The organism is Ruegeria sp. AM7, assembly GCF_056535965.1.
The window spans coordinates 1,010,874-1,031,707 of sequence record NZ_JBQFJE010000003.1 but is presented as its reverse complement, the minus strand read 5'-3'; the positions used below and the strand labels follow the sequence as shown (position 1 = coordinate 1,031,707).

Genomic DNA, 20,834 nt, shown 5'->3' with positions numbered 1-20,834 from the left:
CACAGCTCTCTAGTTGCCACAGGATTCGGGTTTCAAAATGAAAAACCCGGCCTTCCTTGAAAGACCGGGTTAGATTTATCTGTTTTATGCTGATCAGCGCTTCAGAATCGACGCCCCGGCGTATTCGGCCACTTCACCCAGTGACTCTTCGATGCGGATCAGCTGGTTATACTTGGCCAACCGGTCCGAGCGCGCGAGGCTGCCGGTTTTGATCTGACCACAGTTCGTCGCCACGGCCAGATCGGCAATGGTGGCGTCCTCGGTTTCGCCCGAGCGGTGGGACATCACGTTGGTGTAGCGCGCACGGTGCGCCATATCGACGGCGCGCAGCGTTTCGGTCAGCGAGCCGATCTGGTTCACCTTGACCAGCATCGAGTTGGCGCAGCCGCGATCAATGCCTTCGGCCAGACGTTCGGGGTTGGTCACGAACAGGTCGTCACCCACCAGTTGCACCTCGTTGCCGATGGCGTCGGTCAGGGCTTTCCAACCGTCCCAGTCATCCTCGGACATGCCGTCTTCGATCGAGATGATCGGGTAGTCATTGACCAGCGCCGCCAGATAGGCCGCGTTTTCCTCGGAGGTCAGTGTGATCCCCTCGCCCGCCAGCACGTATTTGCCGTCTTTGTAGTATTCCGTGGCGGCGCAATCCAACGCCAGATGGATTTCTTCACCCGGCTTGTAGCCCGCCTTTTCGATGGACTTCAGGATGAAATCCAGTGCCTCGCGGGTCGAGGCGATGTTCGGCGCAAAGCCGCCCTCATCGCCGACACCGGTGGCCAGACCGGCTGAGGACAATTCTTTTTTCAGTGTGTGGAACACTTCGGACCCCATGCGCACCGCCTCGCGGATATTGCTGGCCGAGGTCGGCATGATCATGAATTCCTGAATGTCGATCGGGTTATCCGCATGTTCGCCTCCATTGATGATATTCATCATCGGCACTGGTAGAACGCGGGCAGAGGTGCCGCCTACATAGCGGTACAGAGGCTGAGTGGTAAAATCCGCCGCCGCCTTGGCTGTGGCCAGCGACACGCCCAAAATGGCATTTGCGCCCAGACGGCCCTTATTCTCGGTCCCATCCAGTTCGATCATCGCCTGGTCGATGGCAACCTGTTCAGTCGCGTCAAAGCCCACCAGTTCCTCGGCAATCTCGCCGTTCACAGCAGCAACCGCTTCCAGCACGCCCTTGCCCATATAGCGCGCCTTGTCACCATCGCGCTTTTCCACCGCCTCATAGGCCCCAGTTGACGCGCCCGAGGGCACAGCCGCCCGGCCCATGGTGCCGTCTTCCAGGATCACGTCCACCTCAACCGTTGGGTTGCCCCGGCTGTCCAGAATTTCGCGTGCGTGGATGTCGATAATCGTGCTCATGAGGCCCGTCCCTGTGGCTGCAATAAGTTGCACGCCTCATACCATCACGAGGCGAAAAGTAAACCACACATGTTATCGCTAACATAATTCACGGCAGGTGTTTGCGCAAACCTGCGACGATCCGTCAGGCCACAGCGGCCATATCCCGCGCCAAACGACGTTCCCGCAGGAAAGTGTAAAGGCCCGAGCCAAGGATGAGTGAGGCCCCTGCAATCGTCATTAGGTCCGGCCGCTCTCCAAACATAATCATGCCGGCGGCAATCGAAAAAACCAATCGCGTGTAGCGGAACGGAGTCAGCGCCGACGCATCGCCCACTCGCATAGCGGTGACGATGCCATAGTAGCCGATGACACTGAAGATGACGGCGCCGATCAGCGGCGCCATCTGCGCAGAACCAAGTGGGACAAGCGGTTGCGTCTGAACTACCATAAGCACCAGCCCACCCAAAATCGCCGCGATATAAGCCTGCAGAGCCACAACCGACGACGCAATGTCGGCATCCAATCGACGCGTGATCAGATCCCTCGCGGCAATGCAAACAACGCTAATAACGACTAACAGGGTCTCGGGCTGAAACCCTTCAAAACCCGGTCGGATGATCATCAATACCCCGACGAAACCAACGCCTACCGCGCTCCACCTGCGCCAGCCGACCTGTTCCCCCAGAAACAGCGCCGCCCCGACAGTCACAGCCAACGGCATGGCCTGAAATACCGCAGCCACCGTGGACAAATCGACCAGAGCCAGCGCGGTCACGAAAGCAATCGCGCCTATCCCTTCGCTGCCTGCGCGGATCAGCGGCAAAGGGCGCCATGCGACCCTGTCAAAGATCCGTTTGCGTGTGCCAACTGCCATAATGGCAAAGACCAATCCACAGACCGCGCCCAAAAGAATCATGATCTGACCGGTCGGAACTGACACCGACAGGTGCTTGATGAACATATCCTCAAGCGCAAAGGCCGCCATCGCGCCGACGACCAATAAAATGCCGTTTACGTTATTCATGATCCGTTCCGTCAGAAAAGCGCTGCCCGCCCCTTCACAGAAATCGAAAGCCCATCACTCAGGCAAGAGATATCCACACGAGAAAGATGAATTCGCGTGCGATCACCGTTCGGGATTCGTGATGAATCAGTCTTGTTCCAGCGGAACGCCGTACAGCTCCAGCCGGTGGCCTTTCAGCTTATAGCCCAGCTTGGCGGCAATCTTTTCCTGCAGCGCTTCGATCTCGGGGTCTACGAATTCAATGACCTGACCTGTTTGCATGTCGATCAGGTGATCATGGTGATCCCGTTCAGCATCTTCATACCGCGCGCGACCGTCGCCGAATTCCAGACGCTCCAGAATCCCTGCCTCTTCGAACAGTTTTACAGTGCGATAGACCGTGGCGATGGAGATCCCCGCATCGACCTTTGAGGCGCGGGCATACAGTTCTTCGACATCCGGATGATCTTCGCTTTGTTGCAGCACCTGTGCAATTGTACGACGCTGACCTGTCATGCGCAGGCCCTTGGCTTCGCAACGGGCGATGATCGTATCGGACATGAGTGACCCTCGGGGATATATTCGGTTCTCTGTCTTAGTACGTCTGCGCACTCTGCGCCACCGGGGAATTGTATCTTAGGCCACGCGCCGCAGATCAGCCCAGATGGGCAAGTGATCCGATGCAATATGCGCAGGCCGCGCATCGTGGACACCATGCACCACCGCCTCAAGCCCTGCGCCCAGCGCGATCCGGTCCAGTGCACCCAGTGGCTGTGCGGCGGGAAAGCTGGGGACCGGAGGCAGGAAACGCATGCCCGGCGCCAGATGGTCCAGCACTGGCTGGCGCGACCATTCATTGAAATCACCAGCCCAAACCGTAGGCATATCGTGCAGGTCTTCGTCACATCGGCGGATATGAGTAATTTGCTGTCGGCGCGATGCCGGCAATAGACCCAGATGCATCCCCATGACCCGCAAAGGGCCGATGGGGGTGTCAAATTCGACTCTGACCGCACCTCGCGGTTCCAGCCCCGGAAGATCGTGATGGCCTGTCTGACGCACCTCAATCGCACCGCCTTTCCAGATCACGGCGTTACCATGCCAGCCCAGACTACCCGCCCCTCCAAGATCGACAATCTCCCAACCGGCCTCGTCCAACATGAAGTGCGGCAGGGCTGCCGGGCGCGGCGGCAGGCGTTTGTCGGCCTCTTGCAGAACAACGATATCCGCCTTCATGCTATCAATGACCTGCATGATACGCTGTGGCTGTCGGCGGAAATCCAAACCGACACATTTCTGGATATTGTAGCTGGCAATGCGCAATGTGGGCAGAGAGGTCATAGCGTTCGGGGCTGATTATCAGCCCCAACAGTGCCACGCCCTGCGCCCAGCGCAACATGAAATTTCCAAGAGTTAGGCACATAACAACTTTCAAAGGAGAATTTCGCCACAAAGTGCGTTAAACAAGCGCAAATCGCGAGTGCAAACTGTTCTGCGCAGCTAGAGTGCCGCAAACTGAACCTAAGGATTTCACGTGGAAACCACCTTCGCCACTCTGGTAATTGCCGACATCTCGGGAAGCACGCCGCTCTACAAGGCTGTCGGGGACACAGAAGCCCAAAGGTTGATCCAACTCGAACTGGATCGGTTGAGACATGTGTTGCGCCAACATGGCGGCACGCAGGTTGGGCAGAAGGGGGACGATGTCCTTAGCTACTTTCTGGATGCCAATGCCGCAATAAACGCAGTGCTGGAGCTGATCGAGGGATCGCCTGAAACCTCTCTGTCCGTTCATGTGGGCGTCCACTCCGGACAGATCGTTTTGGCCGAAAAAGGGGTGTATGGCGAGGCCGTAAATATCACCGCCCGCCTTGCAACGGCGGCAAATCCCGGTGAGGCATGCGTCAGTGAAGATGCCGCCGGGTTGTTGCCGGATTCCCTGCGCCGCATGCTCAAACCACTGGGTCGGTTAAACCTCAAGGGTCTGACCGAGCTATTCGCCGCGCATTCTCTGATCAGCCCAACCATGAGCACTTTCACCCAGACGCGGCTGCCCTTGTCTTATGGTCGAACCGAGGCGCATTTCAACGCACCCGAGGGGCTGACGCTTGTTGTGTCCCATGAGGACCGCTCGTGGCGGTGTCAGGACAATGGCGAGTTAAAGATAGGCCGTTCACCGGATTGCGACGTGGTGCTGAGCCAACCATGGGTGTCCCGCCTGCACATGGTTTTGACCATGAAGGATGGCAAGCTGATCCTGTCGGATCGCAGCACATCGGGCACCTATGTGAAGTCGGAAACCGGACGTGAAATCCAGCTCAAACGCGAATCTGTCATGCTGGCGGATAGTGGGCTGATATCACCGACCTTGCCCATCGACGTGTCAGAGGCTTGTCTGCAATTCCAGATTCTGGGTCGCCCTCAGGTGCCGCAGAACGTGGCGTGAACGACCTCAGACTCTGACGGCGGATGTGTCAGGTCAACTGCCTCGGGCTGATCTTCATAGGGGCGTGAAAGAACGTCATTCAACCGCTGGAACGGTGCATAGTCGCCCTGCACCGCCGCTTGTATCATCTGTTCCACGCGGTGATTACGAGGAATAAAGGCCGGGTTCGCAGAGGACATGGTTGCCGTTGGGTCGTCCTCGCCTTCCAAGCGAGAATGCCACCCTTCAGACCATGCATCGAATGCCTGAGGATCTGCGAATTGATCCCGCGCCGCGTCACTACCTAGCGCGCGAAACGTATTGGTGAAATCCGCCTGCCCCTGCGCCATCCGTGCCAACAGGTCCGAGATCAACTGCTGATCGCCATCCTCTTCGGTCGCAAGGCCGATCTTGGCCCGGAAACGTGCTAACCAGTTCTGCTGCAACAGGTCGGGCATGGCGTGAATGATCTCGGTCGCTTCCTCAACCGCCGCGTCCTTGTCCTCCATCCGCTGGATCAAGGCGGTGGCCAGTTGAGCCAGATTCCAGACAGCGATGTCGGGCTGGTTCGAATAGGCATAGCGCCCCATCCGATCGATCGAGCTGTAGACCGTATTGGGGTGATAGCTGTCCATGAACGCACAAGGGCCGTAGTCGATGGTCTCTCCGGCAATCGAACAGTTATCGGTATTCATCACCCCATGGATGAAACCAACACTCATCCAAGCCGCAATCAACTCGGACTGCACCTGTACGACGGCGCGCAACAGGCCCATCGGTCCATCGGCTTGTGGGTAGTGACGTTCAATCGCGTATTCGGTCAGGCGGCGCAGGCTGTCCAACTGTCCCCGCGCAGCAAAAACCTGAAACGTCCCCACACGCAAATGACTGCGCGCAACACGGGTCAGGACAGCGCCGGGCATTGGGCCCTCGCGCAAAACGATCTCTCCGGTCTCGACAGCTGCCAGAGCTCGTGTGGTGGGAATGCCCAGCGCGTGCATCGCCTCGGATACCACGTATTCACGCAGCACAGGCCCCAGCCATGCGCGCCCGTCCCCTTGACGGCTGAAAGGCGTGGGGCCCGACCCCTTCAGCTGAATATCACGGCGCACACCGTCTGTTCCGACAGTCTCGCCCAAAAGCACCGCGCGGCCGTCTCCCAGCTGGGGGTTGTAGTTGCCGAACTGATGCCCCGAATAAAGCTGTGCGATCGGCTCTGCCCCCTCGGGTAGCGTATTCCCGGCAAAGGCTTCGGCCATATCCTGCACCTCACCAGGGCTCACACGAAGGATCGCCGCAAGATCGCTGTTAAAGGCGATCAGTTGCGGCGCTCTCACTGGCACCGGGGCCTGCCGAGCGTAAAAGCTGTTGGGAAGGCGGGCGTAGCTGTTGTCAAACGGGATCGTCAGAGTCATGCGGCAAACATATTCCTCATCTGCGCGAATACCATAGCGGATCGCGCGATCCCGTGCATAATCGCCCCAAACACCCCGAGGGCCTCATGACCGCACAAGAGATTATCGACCACCTGAACCTGCAACAGCACCCTGAAGGCGGCTGGTTCCGCGAGACATGGCGCGCCGACAACGAAGGCCGCGCCACCGGCACCTGTATCTACTTCCTACTGGCCGAGGGGGAATGCAGCCACTGGCACCGTGTCGACGCGACCGAGATCTGGCTGTATCACGCGGGAGATCCGCTGATATTGTCGCTCAGCGCCTCGGATGACGGCCCGGCGACCGAACATTTCCTATCCTCAGATCTAACCCAAGGCGCGCCGCAACTGATCGTTCCCAAAAACCACTGGCAGGCTGCACGCAGTACTGGCGCCTATACGCTGGTCAGCTGCACGGTTTCTCCGGGGTTCGAGTTCGACGGGTTCGAGCTGGCCGCGCCGGGTTTCGATATCCCCAAGGGTTAGGCCATGGATCACCGCGCCCTCATCGCGTCCATTCCAACTGATGCGAAAGACAAGCTACAAGAGCGGTCCAACGCGGCCGGGCTGCGGCATCTGGCGCTGTATGTGCTGGCGGTGTCTGCCACCAGTATCGGCATCATCGCGCGGGTGCCTTTCTGGCCTTTGCTGATCCCGCCTCAGGGTATCCTGTTGGTCTTCCTCTTTACCCTCAGCCATGAATGCACGCACAAGACGCCGTTCAAATCCCCTTGGCTGAACGAGACCATTGGCCATCTGGTGGCGATTCCGATTGCCCTGCCCTTTGTCTGGTTCCGCTATTTTCATCTGGCCCATCACAAATGGACCAACCACCCCGAGAATGATCCCGAACTGGGTGGCAAACCCAAGCCCGATAACTGGCCCAGCCTGCTGATTTACCTCAGCGGCTGGCCCTATTGGCGCGGCATGGCGCAATTTCTGGTGCAAAATGCCCGTGGCCGGATCAACGCGCCCTATCTACCGGCGCGTCAGCACAAAGCCATGAGGCTAGAGGCTCGGGTGCTGCTGGGCCTCTACGCCATAGCGCTTGTCAGCCTGTTTATATCACCCGTGCTGTGGTGGCTGTGGCTGCTCCCCGTTCTGGTCGGCCAGCCCTTTCTGAGGCTGTACCTTCTGGCCGAACACGGGCTCTGCCCACCGGTCGCAAATATGCTTGAGAACTCCCGCACCACCTTCACCAACCGACTGATCCGCTTTCTGGCCTGGAACATGCCCTACCACGCCGAGCACCACGCCTTTCCGAATGTCCCCTTTCACCAGCTTCCCGTGTTGCACGAATGGACCCGAGCGCATTTGAAGTCCACGTCAGACGGGTATGGTGCGTTTTCGGTGGAGTATGGGCGGTCGATTGGGCGGTAACACAGCTATTCAACGAAAATGGGTACAAAAAAGCTGAAATTTGCGGACTTCAGATGAACCAAATCATCCTCGTGGTCTGATCTCGACAGAGATACAGGATTGTTCCCAAAACGAAAAACGAGAAAGCCCGCAACATTAGCTTCGATGGCCTCTTTATCGACATCGCTCAGACCCTCCAAAGCATCACGTCCGCTTAACAGATACGCGTTGTACCCAAGTCGAAGGCCATCTTTCTGACTCTCCGCGCTCAGTTGCACTTGAAGCGCTTCTTTTCGTTCCTCGCCCCAATCGCCAAGAAACGTGACGCTTGCTTGGATTGGGAGAAAATATGACCGATACAGACACGCCGTAACCGCGACACGCGTATCGAGATCTGGTGTACCTATAGACTTCACCCGACTGGACCATGCAGGCAAAAAATTGCCCGGATTTTTGTTCTCAACCAGTTTCTTTTGATAACCCCTCAGTTCCGCAGACAAAAAAACCGGCTTGAAGTGTTCCGGACAAGAATGCTCTGCAATTTGCAAGGAAACGTGGGTGTCAGGTTTTTCTGGAGGGACCACGTTCCACTCACGAGCGTAGGCAACTTGGCTCAGAGCCAAGAAAACTGTGCCATAAAGTAGGATCCCAAACCTACTCATGTGTTTCTCTCGGGAGCGTTAAATCGACGTAGAAAGACGCCCGAACGTCAATTGGCATCGTCCCTTCGCCATCTATTAGGTCGAAATCGACATCCGCCGCAAAAAACTCCAAATTTACGCGTCCAATATCGGGGGTTCGGAAACCTCTCAAACCAAGAAAACTAATATCTTTTATTGCACCTTCTTCTGAAAGCACTTTTGAGTATCTAGAGACTATTCGCAGTTGATTGGTACTTGGATCTAAGGACCATTGCGATTGAACCCCGAAGTTCCCAGCTTTCCCCGTCATGTCAATTTTTGCGCGTACAAAAGCGAGAAAACCACTGTATTCGCAAAAGTAGATTTTTCCGCTCAGAAAGAGCGTGCTCTCAGCCCAAAATTCTTGTGACAACAATGTATTATTCGTAAACCGGGCACTCGAAACCTCTCGCCGAAACCGCGTCCCGATTTGATCTTCCACTACTTCACCCGAACGCCGAATCGTAACATCTTTCGGGTTTGAGTCAGTTTGCAGGAAAGGTCTTATGTCAGAACCCCAAGAAGTTAATTTTTGGCGAAAGCTGACTGAGACAAAAGTTTCAGGCGGTGCACAATAATCGCCTGCCTCATGCACAAGCGGTTGTGACTCAATGCGTCCTCGCTGCCCGCTGAAGTCGATTTTCATATCTGCGGCATCACCCCCCTGCACACTTAGCAAGGTCAAAAAACACGCTACCGCTGGAAGATTCACAAACCGAAAACTCAAATACAAAAACATGCTAACTAACTTATAGGTTGTACCCCAAAATACAACCAGCTCAGCCGGTGGCGACGCTACTCACCACGCCTCCTCCCACAAGCGCGCTGACGCCGGTTGTTCCCGGACAAGAAGTCGGCAGGCCCCGCGCTACGCGGACGGCGAGGTAGGCGAAGGCTTGGGCTTCCAGCATGTCTCCGTCCAGACCCACGGCCTCGACCGGCTCGACTGCGCAATCGAGGCCCGCGCGCAGCATGTCCATCAGCACCGGATTTCGGCGGCCTCCGCCCGTCACCAGCACACGTGCGGGGGGTTTGGGGCAATGCTCCATCCCCTGCATCACGCCTGCGGCGCACATGCCGGTCAGGGTCGCCACGGCGTCGGCGTCCGAGAGTTCCTGCACCAGACGGATCATCTCGGCAAAGTCGTTCCGGTCCAGCGATTTGGGGGGCATCTTGCGAAAGAACGGCTCGGACAGGAACAGCTCCAGCGCGCCCGCCTCGACCGACCCTTGGCGGGCCAGCGCGCCGTCCCAGTCCATCGGCAGGCCCAGCCGCGCCTGCATCAGGTCATCCACGGGCGCATTGGCCGGGCCGGTGTCAAAGGCCAGCAGCGCGCCGGGGGCTTCGGGGCCGTCAAAGCTGGGGTCAACATAGGTCAGGTTCCCCACCCCGCCCAAGTTAAGAAAACACAAGGGTTCAGTCGCGCCGATCCACTTGGCGCAGGCAAAATGGAAGAACGGCGCCAGCGGAGCACCCTCGCCCCCCATCGCCACGTCGTCGCTGCGGAAATCCCACACGACCGGAACACCCAGCGCCTGTGTCAGACCGTCGCCGTCGCCCACTTGCAACGTCCCACGCCCGCGCGGCTCATGCGCCAGGGTCTGACCGTGAAAGCCGATCAGGTCGATCTCATCGAACTCGGACAACGCCTCTGCATGGGCAACCGTCACCAGCTCGGCGGCGGTGTCGACGTCGGGCCCGTGCCACTGGCCCAGCGCGGCCCGTAAAACGGCGCGCTCGGCATCTGAATAGGCCCGGTATCCGCTAGGACCAAAACCCAGAATGCGCACACCATCGGTTTCGACCACAGCCGTATCAACACCGTCCAGAGACGTGCCCGACATGGCGCCCAATGCCCTGACTGCGCCCGTTTTGCTGATCGCCCGACCCATGTTTGCCCTCGTGTTCGTCGCGCCCGTTGATCCGGCGCGTTGGCCTCAACCTGCACGGTAACGCGAAGACAGTGCAAGCCACATCGGGCGTGGCCCGCGCTTTTCGTGCAAAAGGTGCCTTTTCCTTGCCACCCCCAAAGCCTATACACTGCCCCGCAACATAAACCCAAAGGGCACGGATATGACCTACCACCCCAAATCGGATTTCATCGCCACGATGATCGAGCGCGGCTTTCTCGCCGACTGCACCGATTATCAGGGCCTTGACGAGGCGCTGATCAGCGGGGTGCAAACAGCCTATATCGGTTATGACGCCACCGCGCAGTCGCTGCATGTGGGGCACCTGATGAACATCATGGTGCTGCGCTGGCTGCAAAAGACCGGCCACAAGCCGATCACTCTGATGGGCGGCGGTACGACCAAGGTGGGCGACCCCTCGTTCCGGTCGGATGAACGCCCCCTGTTGGGCCCCGAACAGATCGACGCAAATATCGCCGGGATGCAAAAGGTGTTCGCCAAGTACCTGTCCTATGATGACAGCGAGACCGGCGCGCTGATGCTGAACAATGCGGAATGGCTGGACAGCCTGAACTACCTCGATTTCCTGCGCGATATCGGGCGGCATTTCTCGGTCAACCGGATGCTGTCTTTCGAGTCCGTAAAATCGCGACTGGATCGCGAACAATCGCTGAGCTTCCTCGAATTCAACTACATGATCCTGCAGGCCTATGACTTCCTTGAGCTGAACCGCCGCTATAGCTGCGTGCTGCAGATGGGTGGATCGGACCAGTGGGGCAATATCGTCAACGGTATCGACCTGACCCGCCGGGTGCTGGATCATGAGATTTATGGCCTGACCACACCCCTGCTGACCACCAGCGATGGCCGCAAGATGGGCAAGTCGCAGGGCGGTGCCGTCTGGCTGAATGGCGACATGCTGAGCGCCTATGAGTTCTGGCAGTTCTGGCGCAACACCACCGACGCCGATGTAGGGCGTTTCCTGAAAATCTTCACCGAACTGCCCGTCGATGAATGCGACCGCTTGGCCGCGCTGCAAGGGTCCGAGATCAACGAAGCCAAAATCCGCCTCGCCAACGAAGTCACGACCCTGCTGCACGGGGCCGAGGCCGCAGCCACGGCCGAAGCAACCGCGCGTGAGGTTTTCGAAAAAGGCGGTGTGGGCGATGACCTTCCGACCCTGACTGTCGAAGCAGATGAGTTGCCTGCCTCGATTGTTCAGCTGATCGTGAAGTCTGGACTGGCCAAGTCTGGAAAAGAAGCAAAGCGCCTGATCGCCGAGAACGGGGCCAAGCTGGACGATGCCCCCCTGACTGACGCAGGGTTGATGATCGACGCAGACGCGCTGTCTTCGCCGATCAAGTTGAGCGCCGGGAAGAAACGTCACGCTTTGGTGCAAATGGGCTAAAACCCATACGCCTGTTCCTGAAAAAAACGGCCACCTTGCAGGGTGGCCGTTGTCATTTCATATGCGGGTTAAGTTAACGGTTCCCACGGTTGCCATTGTTTCCACCGTTGCCATTGCCACCACCTCCATTGCCCGAGCCGCCGCCCTGACCATTGTTGCTGCCGCCATTACCGGTGCCGGGGCCGGAACCGCCAGTGTTGCCGCCGCCGTTGCCGGGGTTACCGTTGTTTCCATTACCGTTACCGGGGCCACCATTGTTGCCTCCGTTCCCCTGACCGCCAGCGCCGTTACCGCCTCCGTTGTTTCCGCCATTTCCGTTGCCGCCGCCGCCGTTTCCAGAGCCGCCGCCCTGCCCATTGTTACCGCCGCCGTTGCCGGTGCCCGGACCAGAACCCCCGTTGTTGCCACCACCGTTTCCGGGGTTGCCACCATTGCCGTTGCCGTTACCAGGGCCTCCGTTGTTGCCACCGTTGCCACCGCCGCCGTTACCGGGACCGTCGCCGCCACCGCCATTGCCGGGGCCATCGCCGCCGCCGCCATCACCGGGGCCATCGCCGCCGCCGCCATTGCCGGGGCCATCGCCGCCGCCGCCATTACCGGGGCCATCGCCGCCACCGCCATTACCGGGGCCATCGCCGCCGCCGCCATTACCGGGGCCATCGCCGCCACCGCCATTACCGGGGCCGCCGCCCCCTGCTCCGGGACCAGCATCCGCGAACTGGTCGCTGCTGCGGCTTTCTCCGTTCAAACCCGTTGCACCTATCGAAGCCGTCGGAAGATCGGTCAGCAAACCGGTCAGGCCCGGACATTGTTCGCTGGTGACCCGCAGCGTGGTATCGAAATCCGCCTGTCGCTGCAGACGTTCAAGAAAGCTGGGTGTTACTTGCGCGCATTCGCACAGAGACGCATAGTCTCCTCGTTTGGTCGCGTCGCGCGCCGTTTTCCAGTTACAGGTCTCTGTCGCAGCAGCGACCTCGCCTACATAAATTACTCCAGCCAACGGGACGACAAGCAGCCCGCAAGCACTACCTTTCAAAAAATTTCGCATCACAGCACCTCCAATCACAAAACACTCGAATTCGCGAATTTCTTCAGTCACGAAGTGGCGATTGGGCGTGAAAGGCGGATTAACCGAATATGAGAATACCTTTAGGTTTTGCGCACAAGACATAACAAACCCATGCTCGATCACTGGACACCAAGGGGGTTGCCAAGTTAATGAACACTTGTTCATATCACTCGGAGGAACCTGCAATGCAGCTATCGAACACCGCCGCCGTGATTACCGGAGGCGCCTCGGGACTGGGCGAAGCTACAGCACGCCATTTCGCGGATAAGGGCGCGCAGGTAACGATTCTGGACCGCGATGCCGACCGTGGCCCGCAGGTCGCAGCCGAGATCGGTGGGCATTTCATACCAACCGACGTTACCGACGAAGCATCTGTTTCCAAAGCAATGGCCTTCGCAGTTGAGCGGATGGGACGCATTACCGCAGCCGTGAACTGCGCCGGGATCGCTGTGGGCGTCAAGACAGTTGGACGCGAGGGCCCGCATCCTCTGGACGCGTTTCAACGCACCATAGACATCAATTTGATCGGCACATTCAACGTATCCCGCCTGGCGGCGGTCGAGATGGCCAAGAATGACCCCGAACCCGATGGCGCGCGCGGAGTGATCATCAATACCGCCTCAATCGCCGCGTTTGATGGACAAAAAGGCCAGGCCGCTTATGCGGCTTCGAAAGGCGGGGTCGTAGGCATGACCCTGCCCATGGCGCGCGATCTGGCGTCCTCGGGTATTCGTGTGATGGCAATTGCGCCGGGCATCTTCATGACCCCCATGCTGGCTGGGCTGCCTGAAGAGGTACAGCAACAGCTGGCCGCCGATGTGCCCAACCCTGCTCGTCTGGGCGATCCGCGCGAATATGGACGGCTGGCCGGGTTCATCGTGGAAATGGGCTATCTGAACGGAGAGGTCATCCGGATCGACGGTGCGCTGCGGATGCGGTAAGCCTGCCTCATGACCGAACGCGAGAAAATGCAGGCAGCGCAGTGGTATTGTTGTCTGGACCCGGAACTGAACGCCTTGCGCGATCAGGCCAGACGCGCCGTTCATGCGCACAACACCAGCCCGCCGGATCGGCGCACCGACATGGGGCCGGAACTCCGCGCCCTCTTGGGTCATGTGGGCGCGGACTGTTTGCTAGAGGCACCGTTTCACTGTGCCTATGGGATGAACATTCATCTGGGTGACAGAGTTTATTTCAACGCCGGTTGCGTCGTTCTGGATACGGCCCCGGTCCGGATCGGCGACGATACGATGTTCGGGCCCCATTTGCAGATTTATTGCGCCCAACATGCCAAAGATCCGGCAGACCGCGCGCAGGGGCTGGAGGTTGGTTTGCCTGTCACAATCGGCAAACATGTCTGGATCGGAGGCGGGGCAATCCTGTTGCCCGGTATCACCATCGGCGACAATGCCACCATCGGCGCGGGTAGCGTAGTCACAAAGGATGTTGCCGCCGGGCAGACCGTGGTTGGAAACCCAGCCCGCAACTTGCCTTAGGCGCCCTCAGCCTTTTCCTCCAGCATCAGCCATTCTTCTTCAGCAGCAGCGAGTTTTTCCTGCCGCTCGACCAAAGCCTCGGTGGCTTTCTGGAATTTCACCGGCTCGCGGGTGAACAGCTCGGGGTCGGACATGAGTTCTTCCAGCTTGCCGATCTCGGCCTCAAGCCGTTCCATTTCGGCAGGCAGCTTTTCAAGGCGGTGTTTTTCCGAGAATGAAAGACCTGCCTTCGGCTGAGCCTCCTGCTTGATCTTCGGCTTTGAAAGCTTTGATTTCTCTTCCTTCTTGGGCAGAAGATCGCCGCGCTGCGCGATGTAGTCCGACCAACCGCCCGCATAGACAGTGGCGCGGCCGTTGCCCTCCATCGCGATGGTCGTCGTGGCGACACGGTCCAGAAAATCGCGGTCGTGGCTGACCAACAAAACGGTGCCGTCATAGTCGTCCAGCAGCTCTTGCAGCAGGTCCAGCGTTTCCACGTCCAGATCGTTGGTCGGCTCGTCCAGCACCAGCAAATTGGACGTCTTGGCCATCAGCTTGGCCAGCAAAAGCCGCGCTTTCTCGCCGCCCGAGAGGGATTTGACCGCCGCCCTTGCCTGCCGTTCGTCGAACAGGAACTCCTTGAGGTATCCGACCACATGTTTGGGCTGTCCGCCGACCATCACCTGATCGGCCTTGCCCGAAACCCGCATTTCGGGATCGCCGGTCAGGCTGTCCCACAGGGTCATCTCGGGGTCCAGCTGGGCGCGGGTCTGGTCGAAGACGGCGACTTCAAGATTGGTGCCCAGAGACACCGCGCCCTCATCCGGGGTTTCCTGCCCCAGCAGCATTTTCAGCAGCGTGGTCTTGCCCACACCGTTTGGCCCGACAAAGGCCACCCGGTCGCCGCGTTGCACCAGTAGATCAAAATTCCGCACGATGGGTTTTGAATCAAAAGCCTTGGCCAAACCATTGACTTCGATCACTTTTCGCCCGGATTTCGGCCCCGCCTCAAGCGTCATCGCGGCCGAGCCCTGACGTTTGATCTGCGCCGATTTTTCGGCCCGCAACGCTTGCAAGGCACGCACCCGGCCCTGATTGCGTTTGCGACGGGCGCTGATGCCTTCGACGGCCCATTTCGCCTCGGACTTGATCAGGCGGTTCAGCTTGTGGCGCTGCTGATCCTCTTCGTCCCAGATCTTGTCGCGCCATGTCTCAAACGCGTCAAACCCCTGTTCCTGTCGCCGCACCGCGCCCCGATCGATCCACAAGGTCGCGCGGGTCAAGGCGCGCAGAAAGGCGCGGTCGTGCGAGATCAGCACATAAGCCGCACGGGTCGCGCCCAATTCTCGTTCAAGCCAGGCAATCGCCTCGATATCCAGATGGTTGGTCGGCTCGTCCAGCAGCATCAGGTCGGGCGCTTCGGCCATCAACTTGGCCAACGCCGCGCGGCGACGCTCCCCGCCCGAGGCGGTTTCAATCGGGCGCGCTGGATCAAACTTTAACCCCTCGCCTGCGCGTTCGACCTTGTACAGTTCACCCGGCTCTAGCCCGCTGGAGGCATAGTCGCCCAGCGTGGCAAAGCCCTCCATGCCGGGGTCTTGCTCCATATAACCGACCGACTTGCCCGGAGGCACAACGATGTCGCCCTTGTCCGGCTCGACCAGACCGGCCATCACTTTCATCAGGGTCGATTTGCCGGACCCGTTGCGCCCCACCAGCGCCACACGGTCGCCGGGTTGAACCACCAGATCAAGCTCGGAAAAGACCGGATCGCCCCCGAAGGTCAGGGAAATGCCGGACATCTGCAACAAAGGAATTCTCGCCATGCCCGCCAGCTAAACCGGCACGGCACAGGCGTCAACGATGATTACCCGGCCACCGCGCGCAGCAGCCGTTTGCGCTCCGGGGGAATCGCCCCGATTTCAAGCCCGGTAAACACGTGCAGCGTGTTCATGTCCCGGTCCACTACTGCGTGATCGCTGACCCAGCCGCCCATCATCAGATAGGTGCGCAGCAAGGGCGGCATCCGCAGCATCGCCTTTTTCGCATCAGGCCGCCGCCGCAGACGCGCTGCAAAGCGGAACACGTCGGGCGCCTTGACCCGTGGCAGCCAGCGTTTCGGCGCCAGATGGCGGTGTTTGAGCATTGCGAACGCGTCCAGATACTTGTCTGTCTCGGTGCCAGCAAAAGATGAACAGCCAAATAGCATTTCGATGTTGTTCTGATCCACATAGGCCGTCATCGCCCCCCAGGCCACGCGCAGGATATCGGGATCAGTCCAATCGGGATGGATGCAGAAACGCCCCATTTCGATCATCCGCCCCTGAAAATCCTCAAGCGCGGACAAATCGTAAAACTGAGCGGAATAGCTGCGACCGACCTCGGCCCCATTTTCCATCGTGAACATGCGAAAGCAGCACACCAGGCGCCCGTCTGATCCGGTATCCTCGACCAGGATATGGGTACAGATCGGATCAAACGCGTCACAGTCGGTTTGATCCGTCGCAAAGGCCAGAGTGCGTAGCCGCTGAGCCGCCCTCAAATCCTGTTCGTCTTGCGCCAGACGTGCGCGGTATCGGCCTTTGCCAAGCAATACAGGCATGGTCGCATCCTCCGCGGTTGCCGACCCGTTTCAACTTGTCGCGTGGGTATCACACTATGTGTGACCGTCCCATGACGACGGCAAGACAGAACCACGAATTAGTTGGTCGCGCCTGGAATGTTTGCCGGATTGAAGTTGCCGATATTACCCAAAAGCTGACGCAAAAAGCCCGTGCCCTCGATGCTCGAGTCGGTGACACGCCGATCAAGCTGCACGATGATACCGTCTTCCAGACCAAAGCGCTCGATATTTCGGACCACGCCCCGCTGGTCAAAGCTGATCGCAACCAACTGACGCTCGACCACTTCGGGGCGCTTGGGGCCGTAGTGGCGCACCTTCGAGCGCACATAGTAGAAACCCGAATCCCGCACTACACCAGAGGAGCTGGGAGCGCCAACCGCCTCAATCACGCTGTCGCGGGTATCGACGCCGACCTTTATCTCGGCCAGTTCCTCTGCCGGAGGGATATAGCCGTGATTCTCGAAAATCGGTGTACAAGCGCTGGCCACCGCCAGACAGGCCGTAAAGACAAGCGTTCTGGACGCCGGTTTCAACCTGTTCACAACCTTTAACATGCGCACCCTCTTGCCTTGGCCCCTTGCGGACCCTATCCGCTTACATCAAACCGCAGCCCCGGTTCAACACAGGAAAGGGTCACGAATGAGCAACCAGACATCTCTGCGGGTGGCCGACCTGCCCCAAAACACATCAACCCCGTTTGACCTGCGCCCTGACGCCAAAGAGCTTGCGGCTATCCGAGAAGATCTGGGCCTGCTGGGCCTGCGCAAGCTGAGCTTTGTTGGCGATGTCCGGGCTCAGGGTAAACGCGACTGGGTGCTGGCGGGCAAGCTGGGAGCGACAGTGATTCAGCCCTGTGTCGTCACGCTGGAACCGGTCACAACCCGGATCGACGTGCCGATCGCACGCGTGTACGTGGCAGACTGGGCTGACCCCGATGAGGAAGAGTTCGAAATTCCCGAAGGAGACGATTCGGAACCGCTGGGCCCCGAGATCGACCCTGCATTAGTAATGGTTGAGGCTCTGTCGCTGGCCCTGCCCCAATACCCCCGAAAAGATGGTGCGGAACTGGAACAGGCGGACTATACCGAGCCGGGCAAACAGGCGATGACAGATGAAGATGCCAAACCCTTTGCCGGGCTTGCCAGCCTGCGCGATGCGCTGAAAAAAGACGAGTGACACGGGACAGATTTCCTGTCATAGCACGCCCTCAGAAAAATCGCTTGAACATGTCGAGAATCGCAGTATTTTCGCGCGCTCATCGGAATTTGGGTTGGACATTGCGGGGCTCGTCCCCTAAACGCGCGTCAAACCACGTAAAAAACGAAGAATGAAACCCGGTCGGCAGCGAATCTGCGGACCCTCAGTAGACAAAGGTTGAGACCATGGCCGTCCAACAGAACAAAGTTTCCAAGTCGCGTCGCAATAACCGCCGCGCACACGACGCTCTGGTTGCTGCAAACCCGAACGAATGCGCAAACTGCGGCGAGCTGAAGCGCCCGCACCACGTCTGTGCGTCCTGCGGCCACTATGATGACCGTGAGGTCGTCGCTCAGGCCGACGAAATCGACCTGGACGAAGACGCGGCCTAAGCCTTTCAAAGCGCAGGCCAAGGCATGACGGAACAGCCCACGCAAACCGGACGGATCACAATCTCGGTTGACGCTATGGGCGGAGATTCGGGCCCCGCTATCGTTGTGGCGGGAATCGCCAAATCGGCGGACAAGAACCCCGACATCGCGTTCATACTGCACGGACCTGAAGCCGAATTGCGCAAGCTTGTTGCCAAACGACGTGTCCTGAACGGGCGCGTCGTTTTTCGTGATTGCACCGACGTGGTCACGATGGAGGATAAACCCAGTCAGGTTGTGCGCAACGGCAAGCAAACCTCGATGTGGTCGACGCTGGAATCGGTGCGTCAGGGCGAAGCGCATGGTGCAGTGTCCTGCGGCAACACCGGCGCGCTGATGGCGCTGTCGATGATACGGCTGCGCAAACTGCCCGGTGTGAACCGCCCGGCTATCGCGATTCTGTGGCCTTCGCGCAACCCGCAGGGGTTCAACGTGATGCTGGATGTGGGCGCCGATGTGCGCGCCGATGCGAAGGATCTGTTGCAATACGCGTTGATGGGCGCCTCTTACGCGCGCAACGGCATGGCGCTAGAGCGTCCCCGGATCGGCCTGCTGAATGTGGGCACCGAAGAACACAAGGGCCGCGCTGAATTGAAAGAAGCGCACGCCATGATCTCGGACTTTGCGGAACAGGCCAGCTTTGATTTCGTGGGCTTTGTTGAAGGGAGCGACATCCCCGGTGACAAGGCGGATGTCATTGTAACCGACGGGTTTACCGGCAATGTCGCAATCAAGACCGGCGAAGGCACGGCCAGCCTGATCGGGGACCTTCTGCGTCAGGCATTCAAGTACTCGCCCCTGTCCCGGCTGGCTTCGGTTCTGGCCATCACATCGCTGAACCGGTTGAAGAAACGTATCGACCCGCGCCGTGTGAATGGCGGGGTTTTCTTGGGTCTCAACGGCACGGTCGTGAAATCTCATGGCGGTGCAGATGCCACCGGAGTTTCGGCCGCCGTGAAACTGGCCTTTACCCTGGCGCAATCCGGGTTCTCTGAAAAATTGGCGGCACGGGTTGCATCGACGGTCGAGCTTGCACAAGATGCCGCCCACGCACCGTCCAAGGCGGGCGAATAACAAAAAAGGCAGTACCCCAACATGGCAGGCCGTTCAGTTGTTGTAGGTGTCGGACATTATTTGCCAGAGCGCATCGTTCCGAATTCCGAGTTTGAAGAGTCGCTTGATACATCTGATGAGTGGATCAAAACCCGCTCGGGTATCGAACGTCGTCATTTCGCAGCCGAAGGTGAAACCACCTCGGACATGGCGACCAAAGCAGCCGAAGCCGCACTGGCGGATGCCGGACTGACGGCGGATGACATCGACGCCATCGTGCTGGCAACTTCGACGGCGGACCTGACCTTTCCCTCAGCAGCCACCATGGTGCAATCACGGTTGGGTATGACCAAAGGTTTTGCCTTTGACGTCCAGGCCGTTTGTGCGGGATTCGTCTACGCTCTGACCAATGCCAACGCTCTGATCTTGTCGGATCAGGCCAAGCGGGTTCTGGTGATCGGGGCCGAGACTTTTTCCCGAATCATGGATTGGACGGACCGGTCCACCTGTGTGTTGTTCGGTGATGGCGCTGGTGCCTTGATTCTTGAACGCCAGGAAGGGGTTGGTACAGCCGAGGATCGCGGTATCCTTGCTACTGACCTGAATTCCGACGGCCGCTACAAAGACCTGCTTTACGTAGACGGAGGCGTCTCGACCCAGACCACTGGTTTTCTTCGTATGAAGGGCAACCAACTCTTCCGCCAAGCGGTGGAACGTCTGACCGCCACTGCCGAAACTTGCTTGGAAAAAGTTGGCCTTGGACATGAGGATGTGGACTGGATCGTTCCCCATCAGGCGAATATTCGCATCATTCAGGGCACCGCCAAGAAGCTGGGCGTTCCCATGGATCACGTTGTCGTGACACTTCAGGACCACGGCAATACGTCTGCTGCATCGATTCCCCTGGCTATGTCCGTCGCAAAGCAACGCGGGCAGTTCAAACCCGGCGATTTGCTGGTGACAGAGGCAATCGGGGGTGGATTGGCGTGGGGTTCTGTCCTCCTGCGGTGGTAACAGGCGCAAAACGGCTTACACACAGCCGTGCAATTCATTGATATTGACAGTGAATTTGCCCTGACCCTATGCTTTACCATCAACAGGGGAATTGGCATGGGCGACAAAACACTGACCCGAATGGATCTGAGCGAGGCCGTCTTTCGTGAGGTTGGCCTCTCACGCAATGAAAGCGCGCAACTGGTCGAAAGCGTTCTGAACCATATGTCCGACGCGCTTGTGCGCGGCGAACAGGTCAAGATTTCATCCTTCGGGACGTTCAGCGTTCGGGACAAAACTGCCCGCATCGGCCGCAACCCCAAAACCGGGGAAGAGGTTCCTATTCAGCCGCGTCGCGTGCTGACCTTTCGCCCGTCGCACCTGATGAAGGATCGCGTCGCCGCTGGGAACCGCAAGTAA

General features: G+C 58.8%; 23 protein-coding genes. 11 read left to right on the top strand and 12 right to left on the bottom strand.

Translation table 11 applies throughout. The features are described 5' to 3' along the window. Positions 1 to 93: 93 nt before the first annotated feature. From eno to ACR3EG_RS08855, 4 genes are all read right to left on the bottom strand, one after another. Positions 94 to 1,371, bottom strand: a complete 1,278-nt coding sequence (eno, locus tag ACR3EG_RS08870; RefSeq protein ID WP_170752734.1) for a phosphopyruvate hydratase — start codon at positions 1,369 to 1,371, stop codon at positions 94 to 96. Positions 1,372 to 1,495: 124 nt separating this feature from the next. Further along, positions 1,496 to 2,377, bottom strand: a complete 882-nt coding sequence (locus tag ACR3EG_RS08865; protein WP_480494984.1) for a DMT family transporter — start codon at positions 2,375 to 2,377, stop codon at positions 1,496 to 1,498. A 126-nt stretch (positions 2,378 to 2,503) separates the two neighbouring features. After that, on the bottom strand, positions 2,504 to 2,917 hold the full coding sequence (locus ACR3EG_RS08860; RefSeq protein WP_170752731.1) for a Fur family transcriptional regulator: 414 nt from the start codon (positions 2,915 to 2,917) through the stop codon (positions 2,504 to 2,506). A 75-nt stretch (positions 2,918 to 2,992) separates the two neighbouring features. Beyond that, positions 2,993 to 3,697, bottom strand: a complete 705-nt coding sequence (locus ACR3EG_RS08855) for an endonuclease/exonuclease/phosphatase family protein (RefSeq protein WP_170354412.1) — start codon at positions 3,695 to 3,697, stop codon at positions 2,993 to 2,995. A gap of 193 nt (positions 3,698 to 3,890) precedes the next feature. Between ACR3EG_RS08855 and ACR3EG_RS08850 the strand changes: the two genes are divergently transcribed. Continuing rightward, entirely contained in the window at positions 3,891 to 4,802 is a 912-nt protein-coding gene (locus tag ACR3EG_RS08850) for an FHA domain-containing protein (RefSeq protein ID WP_480494982.1), read from the top strand. Here ACR3EG_RS08850 and ACR3EG_RS08845 read toward each other — a convergent pair. Beyond that, entirely contained in the window at positions 4,778 to 6,196 is a 1,419-nt protein-coding gene (locus tag ACR3EG_RS08845) for a protein adenylyltransferase SelO (RefSeq protein WP_480494980.1), read from the bottom strand. The two genes, ACR3EG_RS08850 and ACR3EG_RS08845, sit on opposite strands and share 25 nt — an antisense overlap. An 86-nt stretch (positions 6,197 to 6,282) precedes the next feature. Here ACR3EG_RS08845 and ACR3EG_RS08840 point away from each other — a divergent pair, with 86 nt between their 5' ends. After that, positions 6,283 to 6,702 carry a cupin domain-containing protein gene (locus ACR3EG_RS08840; protein WP_480494978.1) on the top strand — a complete coding sequence of 140 codons (420 nt, stop codon included), beginning with the start codon at positions 6,283 to 6,285 and terminating at the stop codon, positions 6,700 to 6,702. A 3-nt stretch (positions 6,703 to 6,705) separates the two neighbouring features. Next, positions 6,706 to 7,596: a fatty acid desaturase gene (locus ACR3EG_RS08835; RefSeq protein WP_480494976.1), complete on the top strand. Its 891-nt coding sequence runs from the start codon at positions 6,706 to 6,708 to the stop codon at positions 7,594 to 7,596. Between the two features lie 5 nt (positions 7,597 to 7,601). Here ACR3EG_RS08835 and ACR3EG_RS08830 read toward each other — a convergent pair whose 3' ends face one another. The 3 genes from ACR3EG_RS08830 to ACR3EG_RS08820 are packed head-to-tail and all read right to left on the bottom strand — an operon-like array spanning position 7,602 to position 10,147. Beyond that, the gene (locus ACR3EG_RS08830; protein ID WP_480545802.1) at positions 7,602 to 8,237 is read right to left on the bottom strand and encodes a hypothetical protein; all 636 of its coding nucleotides are present in this window, start codon (positions 8,235 to 8,237) and stop codon (positions 7,602 to 7,604) included. Further along, positions 8,230 to 8,994: a hypothetical protein gene (locus tag ACR3EG_RS08825; RefSeq protein WP_480596939.1), complete on the bottom strand. Its 765-nt coding sequence runs from the start codon at positions 8,992 to 8,994 to the stop codon at positions 8,230 to 8,232. Before ACR3EG_RS08825 ends, ACR3EG_RS08830 begins: the two co-directional genes overlap by 8 nt. 40 nt (positions 8,995 to 9,034) lie before the next feature. Beyond that, complete coding sequence (locus tag ACR3EG_RS08820) at positions 9,035 to 10,147, bottom strand: anhydro-N-acetylmuramic acid kinase (protein ID WP_480494970.1); 1,113 nt, start codon at positions 10,145 to 10,147, stop codon at positions 9,035 to 9,037. A gap of 181 nt (positions 10,148 to 10,328) precedes the next feature. On the opposite strand from ACR3EG_RS08820, the gene tyrS reads away from it, so the two are divergent. After that, entirely contained in the window at positions 10,329 to 11,573 is a 1,245-nt protein-coding gene (gene tyrS / locus ACR3EG_RS08815) for a tyrosine--tRNA ligase (RefSeq protein ID WP_480494968.1), read from the top strand. Between the two features lie 73 nt (positions 11,574 to 11,646). On the opposite strand, the gene ACR3EG_RS08810 is transcribed toward tyrS, so the two are convergent. Then, positions 11,647 to 12,573: a hypothetical protein gene (locus ACR3EG_RS08810; protein WP_480494966.1), complete on the bottom strand. Its 927-nt coding sequence runs from the start codon at positions 12,571 to 12,573 to the stop codon at positions 11,647 to 11,649. 254 nt (positions 12,574 to 12,827) lie between these two features. Here ACR3EG_RS08810 and ACR3EG_RS08805 point away from each other — a divergent pair, with 254 nt between their 5' ends. Together ACR3EG_RS08805 and ACR3EG_RS08800 are read left to right on the top strand one after the other, a co-directional pair. Further along, positions 12,828 to 13,583: a 3-hydroxyacyl-CoA dehydrogenase gene (locus ACR3EG_RS08805; protein WP_480494964.1), complete on the top strand. Its 756-nt coding sequence runs from the start codon at positions 12,828 to 12,830 to the stop codon at positions 13,581 to 13,583. A 9-nt stretch (positions 13,584 to 13,592) separates the two neighbouring features. Further along, positions 13,593 to 14,138: a sugar O-acetyltransferase gene (locus ACR3EG_RS08800; RefSeq protein ID WP_480494962.1), complete on the top strand. Its 546-nt coding sequence runs from the start codon at positions 13,593 to 13,595 to the stop codon at positions 14,136 to 14,138. Here the strand turns inward: ACR3EG_RS08800 and ACR3EG_RS08795 are convergent. The 3 genes from ACR3EG_RS08795 to ACR3EG_RS08785 all read right to left on the bottom strand — a co-directional run bounded on the left by ACR3EG_RS08795 (position 14,135) and on the right by ACR3EG_RS08785 (position 17,294). Next, positions 14,135 to 15,943 (bottom strand): ABC-F family ATP-binding cassette domain-containing protein, encoded by a 1,809-nt coding sequence (locus ACR3EG_RS08795; RefSeq protein ID WP_480494961.1) that lies wholly within the window; start codon positions 15,941 to 15,943, stop codon positions 14,135 to 14,137. The two genes, ACR3EG_RS08800 and ACR3EG_RS08795, sit on opposite strands and share 4 nt — an antisense overlap. Positions 15,944 to 15,984: 41 nt before the next feature. Beyond that, complete coding sequence (locus tag ACR3EG_RS08790; protein ID WP_480494959.1) at positions 15,985 to 16,719, bottom strand: GNAT family N-acetyltransferase; 735 nt, start codon at positions 16,717 to 16,719, stop codon at positions 15,985 to 15,987. Between the two features lie 98 nt (positions 16,720 to 16,817). Continuing rightward, positions 16,818 to 17,294, bottom strand: a complete 477-nt coding sequence (locus ACR3EG_RS08785) for an outer membrane protein assembly factor BamE (RefSeq protein WP_209194411.1) — start codon at positions 17,292 to 17,294, stop codon at positions 16,818 to 16,820. 85 nt (positions 17,295 to 17,379) lie between these two features. Between ACR3EG_RS08785 and ACR3EG_RS08780 the strand changes: the two genes are divergently transcribed. The 5 genes from ACR3EG_RS08780 (at position 17,380) to ihfA (ending at position 20,834) form a co-directional block, all read left to right on the top strand. Beyond that, positions 17,380 to 17,916, top strand: coding sequence for a YceD family protein (locus tag ACR3EG_RS08780; RefSeq protein WP_480494957.1), 537 nt, complete (start codon positions 17,380 to 17,382; stop codon positions 17,914 to 17,916). A 206-nt stretch (positions 17,917 to 18,122) separates the two neighbouring features. Continuing rightward, positions 18,123 to 18,329 (top strand): 50S ribosomal protein L32, encoded by a 207-nt coding sequence (rpmF, locus tag ACR3EG_RS08775; RefSeq protein WP_037316137.1) that lies wholly within the window; start codon positions 18,123 to 18,125, stop codon positions 18,327 to 18,329. Between the two features lie 24 nt (positions 18,330 to 18,353). Continuing rightward, a complete protein-coding gene (gene plsX / locus ACR3EG_RS08770) occupies positions 18,354 to 19,442 on the top strand; it encodes a phosphate acyltransferase PlsX (protein ID WP_209194409.1) in 1,089 nt (362 codons plus the stop codon). A gap of 21 nt (positions 19,443 to 19,463) precedes the next feature. Beyond that, complete coding sequence (locus ACR3EG_RS08765) at positions 19,464 to 20,435, top strand: beta-ketoacyl-ACP synthase III (RefSeq protein WP_480494954.1); 972 nt, start codon at positions 19,464 to 19,466, stop codon at positions 20,433 to 20,435. Positions 20,436 to 20,531: 96 nt separating this feature from the next. Beyond that, the gene (ihfA, locus tag ACR3EG_RS08760) at positions 20,532 to 20,834 is read left to right on the top strand and encodes an integration host factor subunit alpha (RefSeq protein WP_008755922.1); all 303 of its coding nucleotides are present in this window, start codon (positions 20,532 to 20,534) and stop codon (positions 20,832 to 20,834) included.

Bases quoted from the DNA above. Each gene is read 5' to 3' on its own strand.
- eno (WP_170752734.1), bottom strand. From the start codon at position 1,371: ATGAGCACGATTATCGACATCCACGCACGCGAAATTCTGGACAGCCGG.
- ACR3EG_RS08865 (WP_480494984.1), bottom strand. From the start codon at position 2,377: ATGAATAACGTAAACGGCATTTTATTGGTCGTCGGCGCGATGGCGGCC.
- ACR3EG_RS08860 (WP_170752731.1), bottom strand. From the start codon at position 2,917: ATGTCCGATACGATCATCGCCCGTTGCGAAGCCAAGGGCCTGCGCATG.
- ACR3EG_RS08855 (WP_170354412.1), bottom strand. From the start codon at position 3,697: ATGACCTCTCTGCCCACATTGCGCATTGCCAGCTACAATATCCAGAAA.
- ACR3EG_RS08845 (WP_480494980.1), bottom strand. From the start codon at position 6,196: ATGACTCTGACGATCCCGTTTGACAACAGCTACGCCCGCCTTCCCAAC.
- ACR3EG_RS08840 (WP_480494978.1), top strand. From the start codon at position 6,283: ATGACCGCACAAGAGATTATCGACCACCTGAACCTGCAACAGCACCCT.
- ACR3EG_RS08835 (WP_480494976.1), top strand. From the start codon at position 6,706: ATGGATCACCGCGCCCTCATCGCGTCCATTCCAACTGATGCGAAAGAC.
- ACR3EG_RS08830 (WP_480545802.1), bottom strand. From the start codon at position 8,237: ATGAGTAGGTTTGGGATCCTACTTTATGGCACAGTTTTCTTGGCTCTG.
- ACR3EG_RS08825 (WP_480596939.1), bottom strand. From the start codon at position 8,994: ATGTTTTTGTATTTGAGTTTTCGGTTTGTGAATCTTCCAGCGGTAGCG.
- ACR3EG_RS08820 (WP_480494970.1), bottom strand. From the start codon at position 10,147: ATGGGTCGGGCGATCAGCAAAACGGGCGCAGTCAGGGCATTGGGCGCC.
- tyrS (WP_480494968.1), top strand. From the start codon at position 10,329: ATGACCTACCACCCCAAATCGGATTTCATCGCCACGATGATCGAGCGC.
- ACR3EG_RS08805 (WP_480494964.1), top strand. From the start codon at position 12,828: ATGCAGCTATCGAACACCGCCGCCGTGATTACCGGAGGCGCCTCGGGA.
- ACR3EG_RS08800 (WP_480494962.1), top strand. From the start codon at position 13,593: ATGACCGAACGCGAGAAAATGCAGGCAGCGCAGTGGTATTGTTGTCTG.
- ACR3EG_RS08795 (WP_480494961.1), bottom strand. From the start codon at position 15,943: ATGGCGAGAATTCCTTTGTTGCAGATGTCCGGCATTTCCCTGACCTTC.
- ACR3EG_RS08790 (WP_480494959.1), bottom strand. From the start codon at position 16,719: ATGCCTGTATTGCTTGGCAAAGGCCGATACCGCGCACGTCTGGCGCAA.
- ACR3EG_RS08785 (WP_209194411.1), bottom strand. From the start codon at position 17,294: ATGTTAAAGGTTGTGAACAGGTTGAAACCGGCGTCCAGAACGCTTGTC.
- ACR3EG_RS08780 (WP_480494957.1), top strand. From the start codon at position 17,380: ATGAGCAACCAGACATCTCTGCGGGTGGCCGACCTGCCCCAAAACACA.
- rpmF (WP_037316137.1), top strand. From the start codon at position 18,123: ATGGCCGTCCAACAGAACAAAGTTTCCAAGTCGCGTCGCAATAACCGC.
- plsX (WP_209194409.1), top strand. From the start codon at position 18,354: ATGACGGAACAGCCCACGCAAACCGGACGGATCACAATCTCGGTTGAC.
- ACR3EG_RS08765 (WP_480494954.1), top strand. From the start codon at position 19,464: ATGGCAGGCCGTTCAGTTGTTGTAGGTGTCGGACATTATTTGCCAGAG.
- ihfA (WP_008755922.1), top strand. From the start codon at position 20,532: ATGGGCGACAAAACACTGACCCGAATGGATCTGAGCGAGGCCGTCTTT.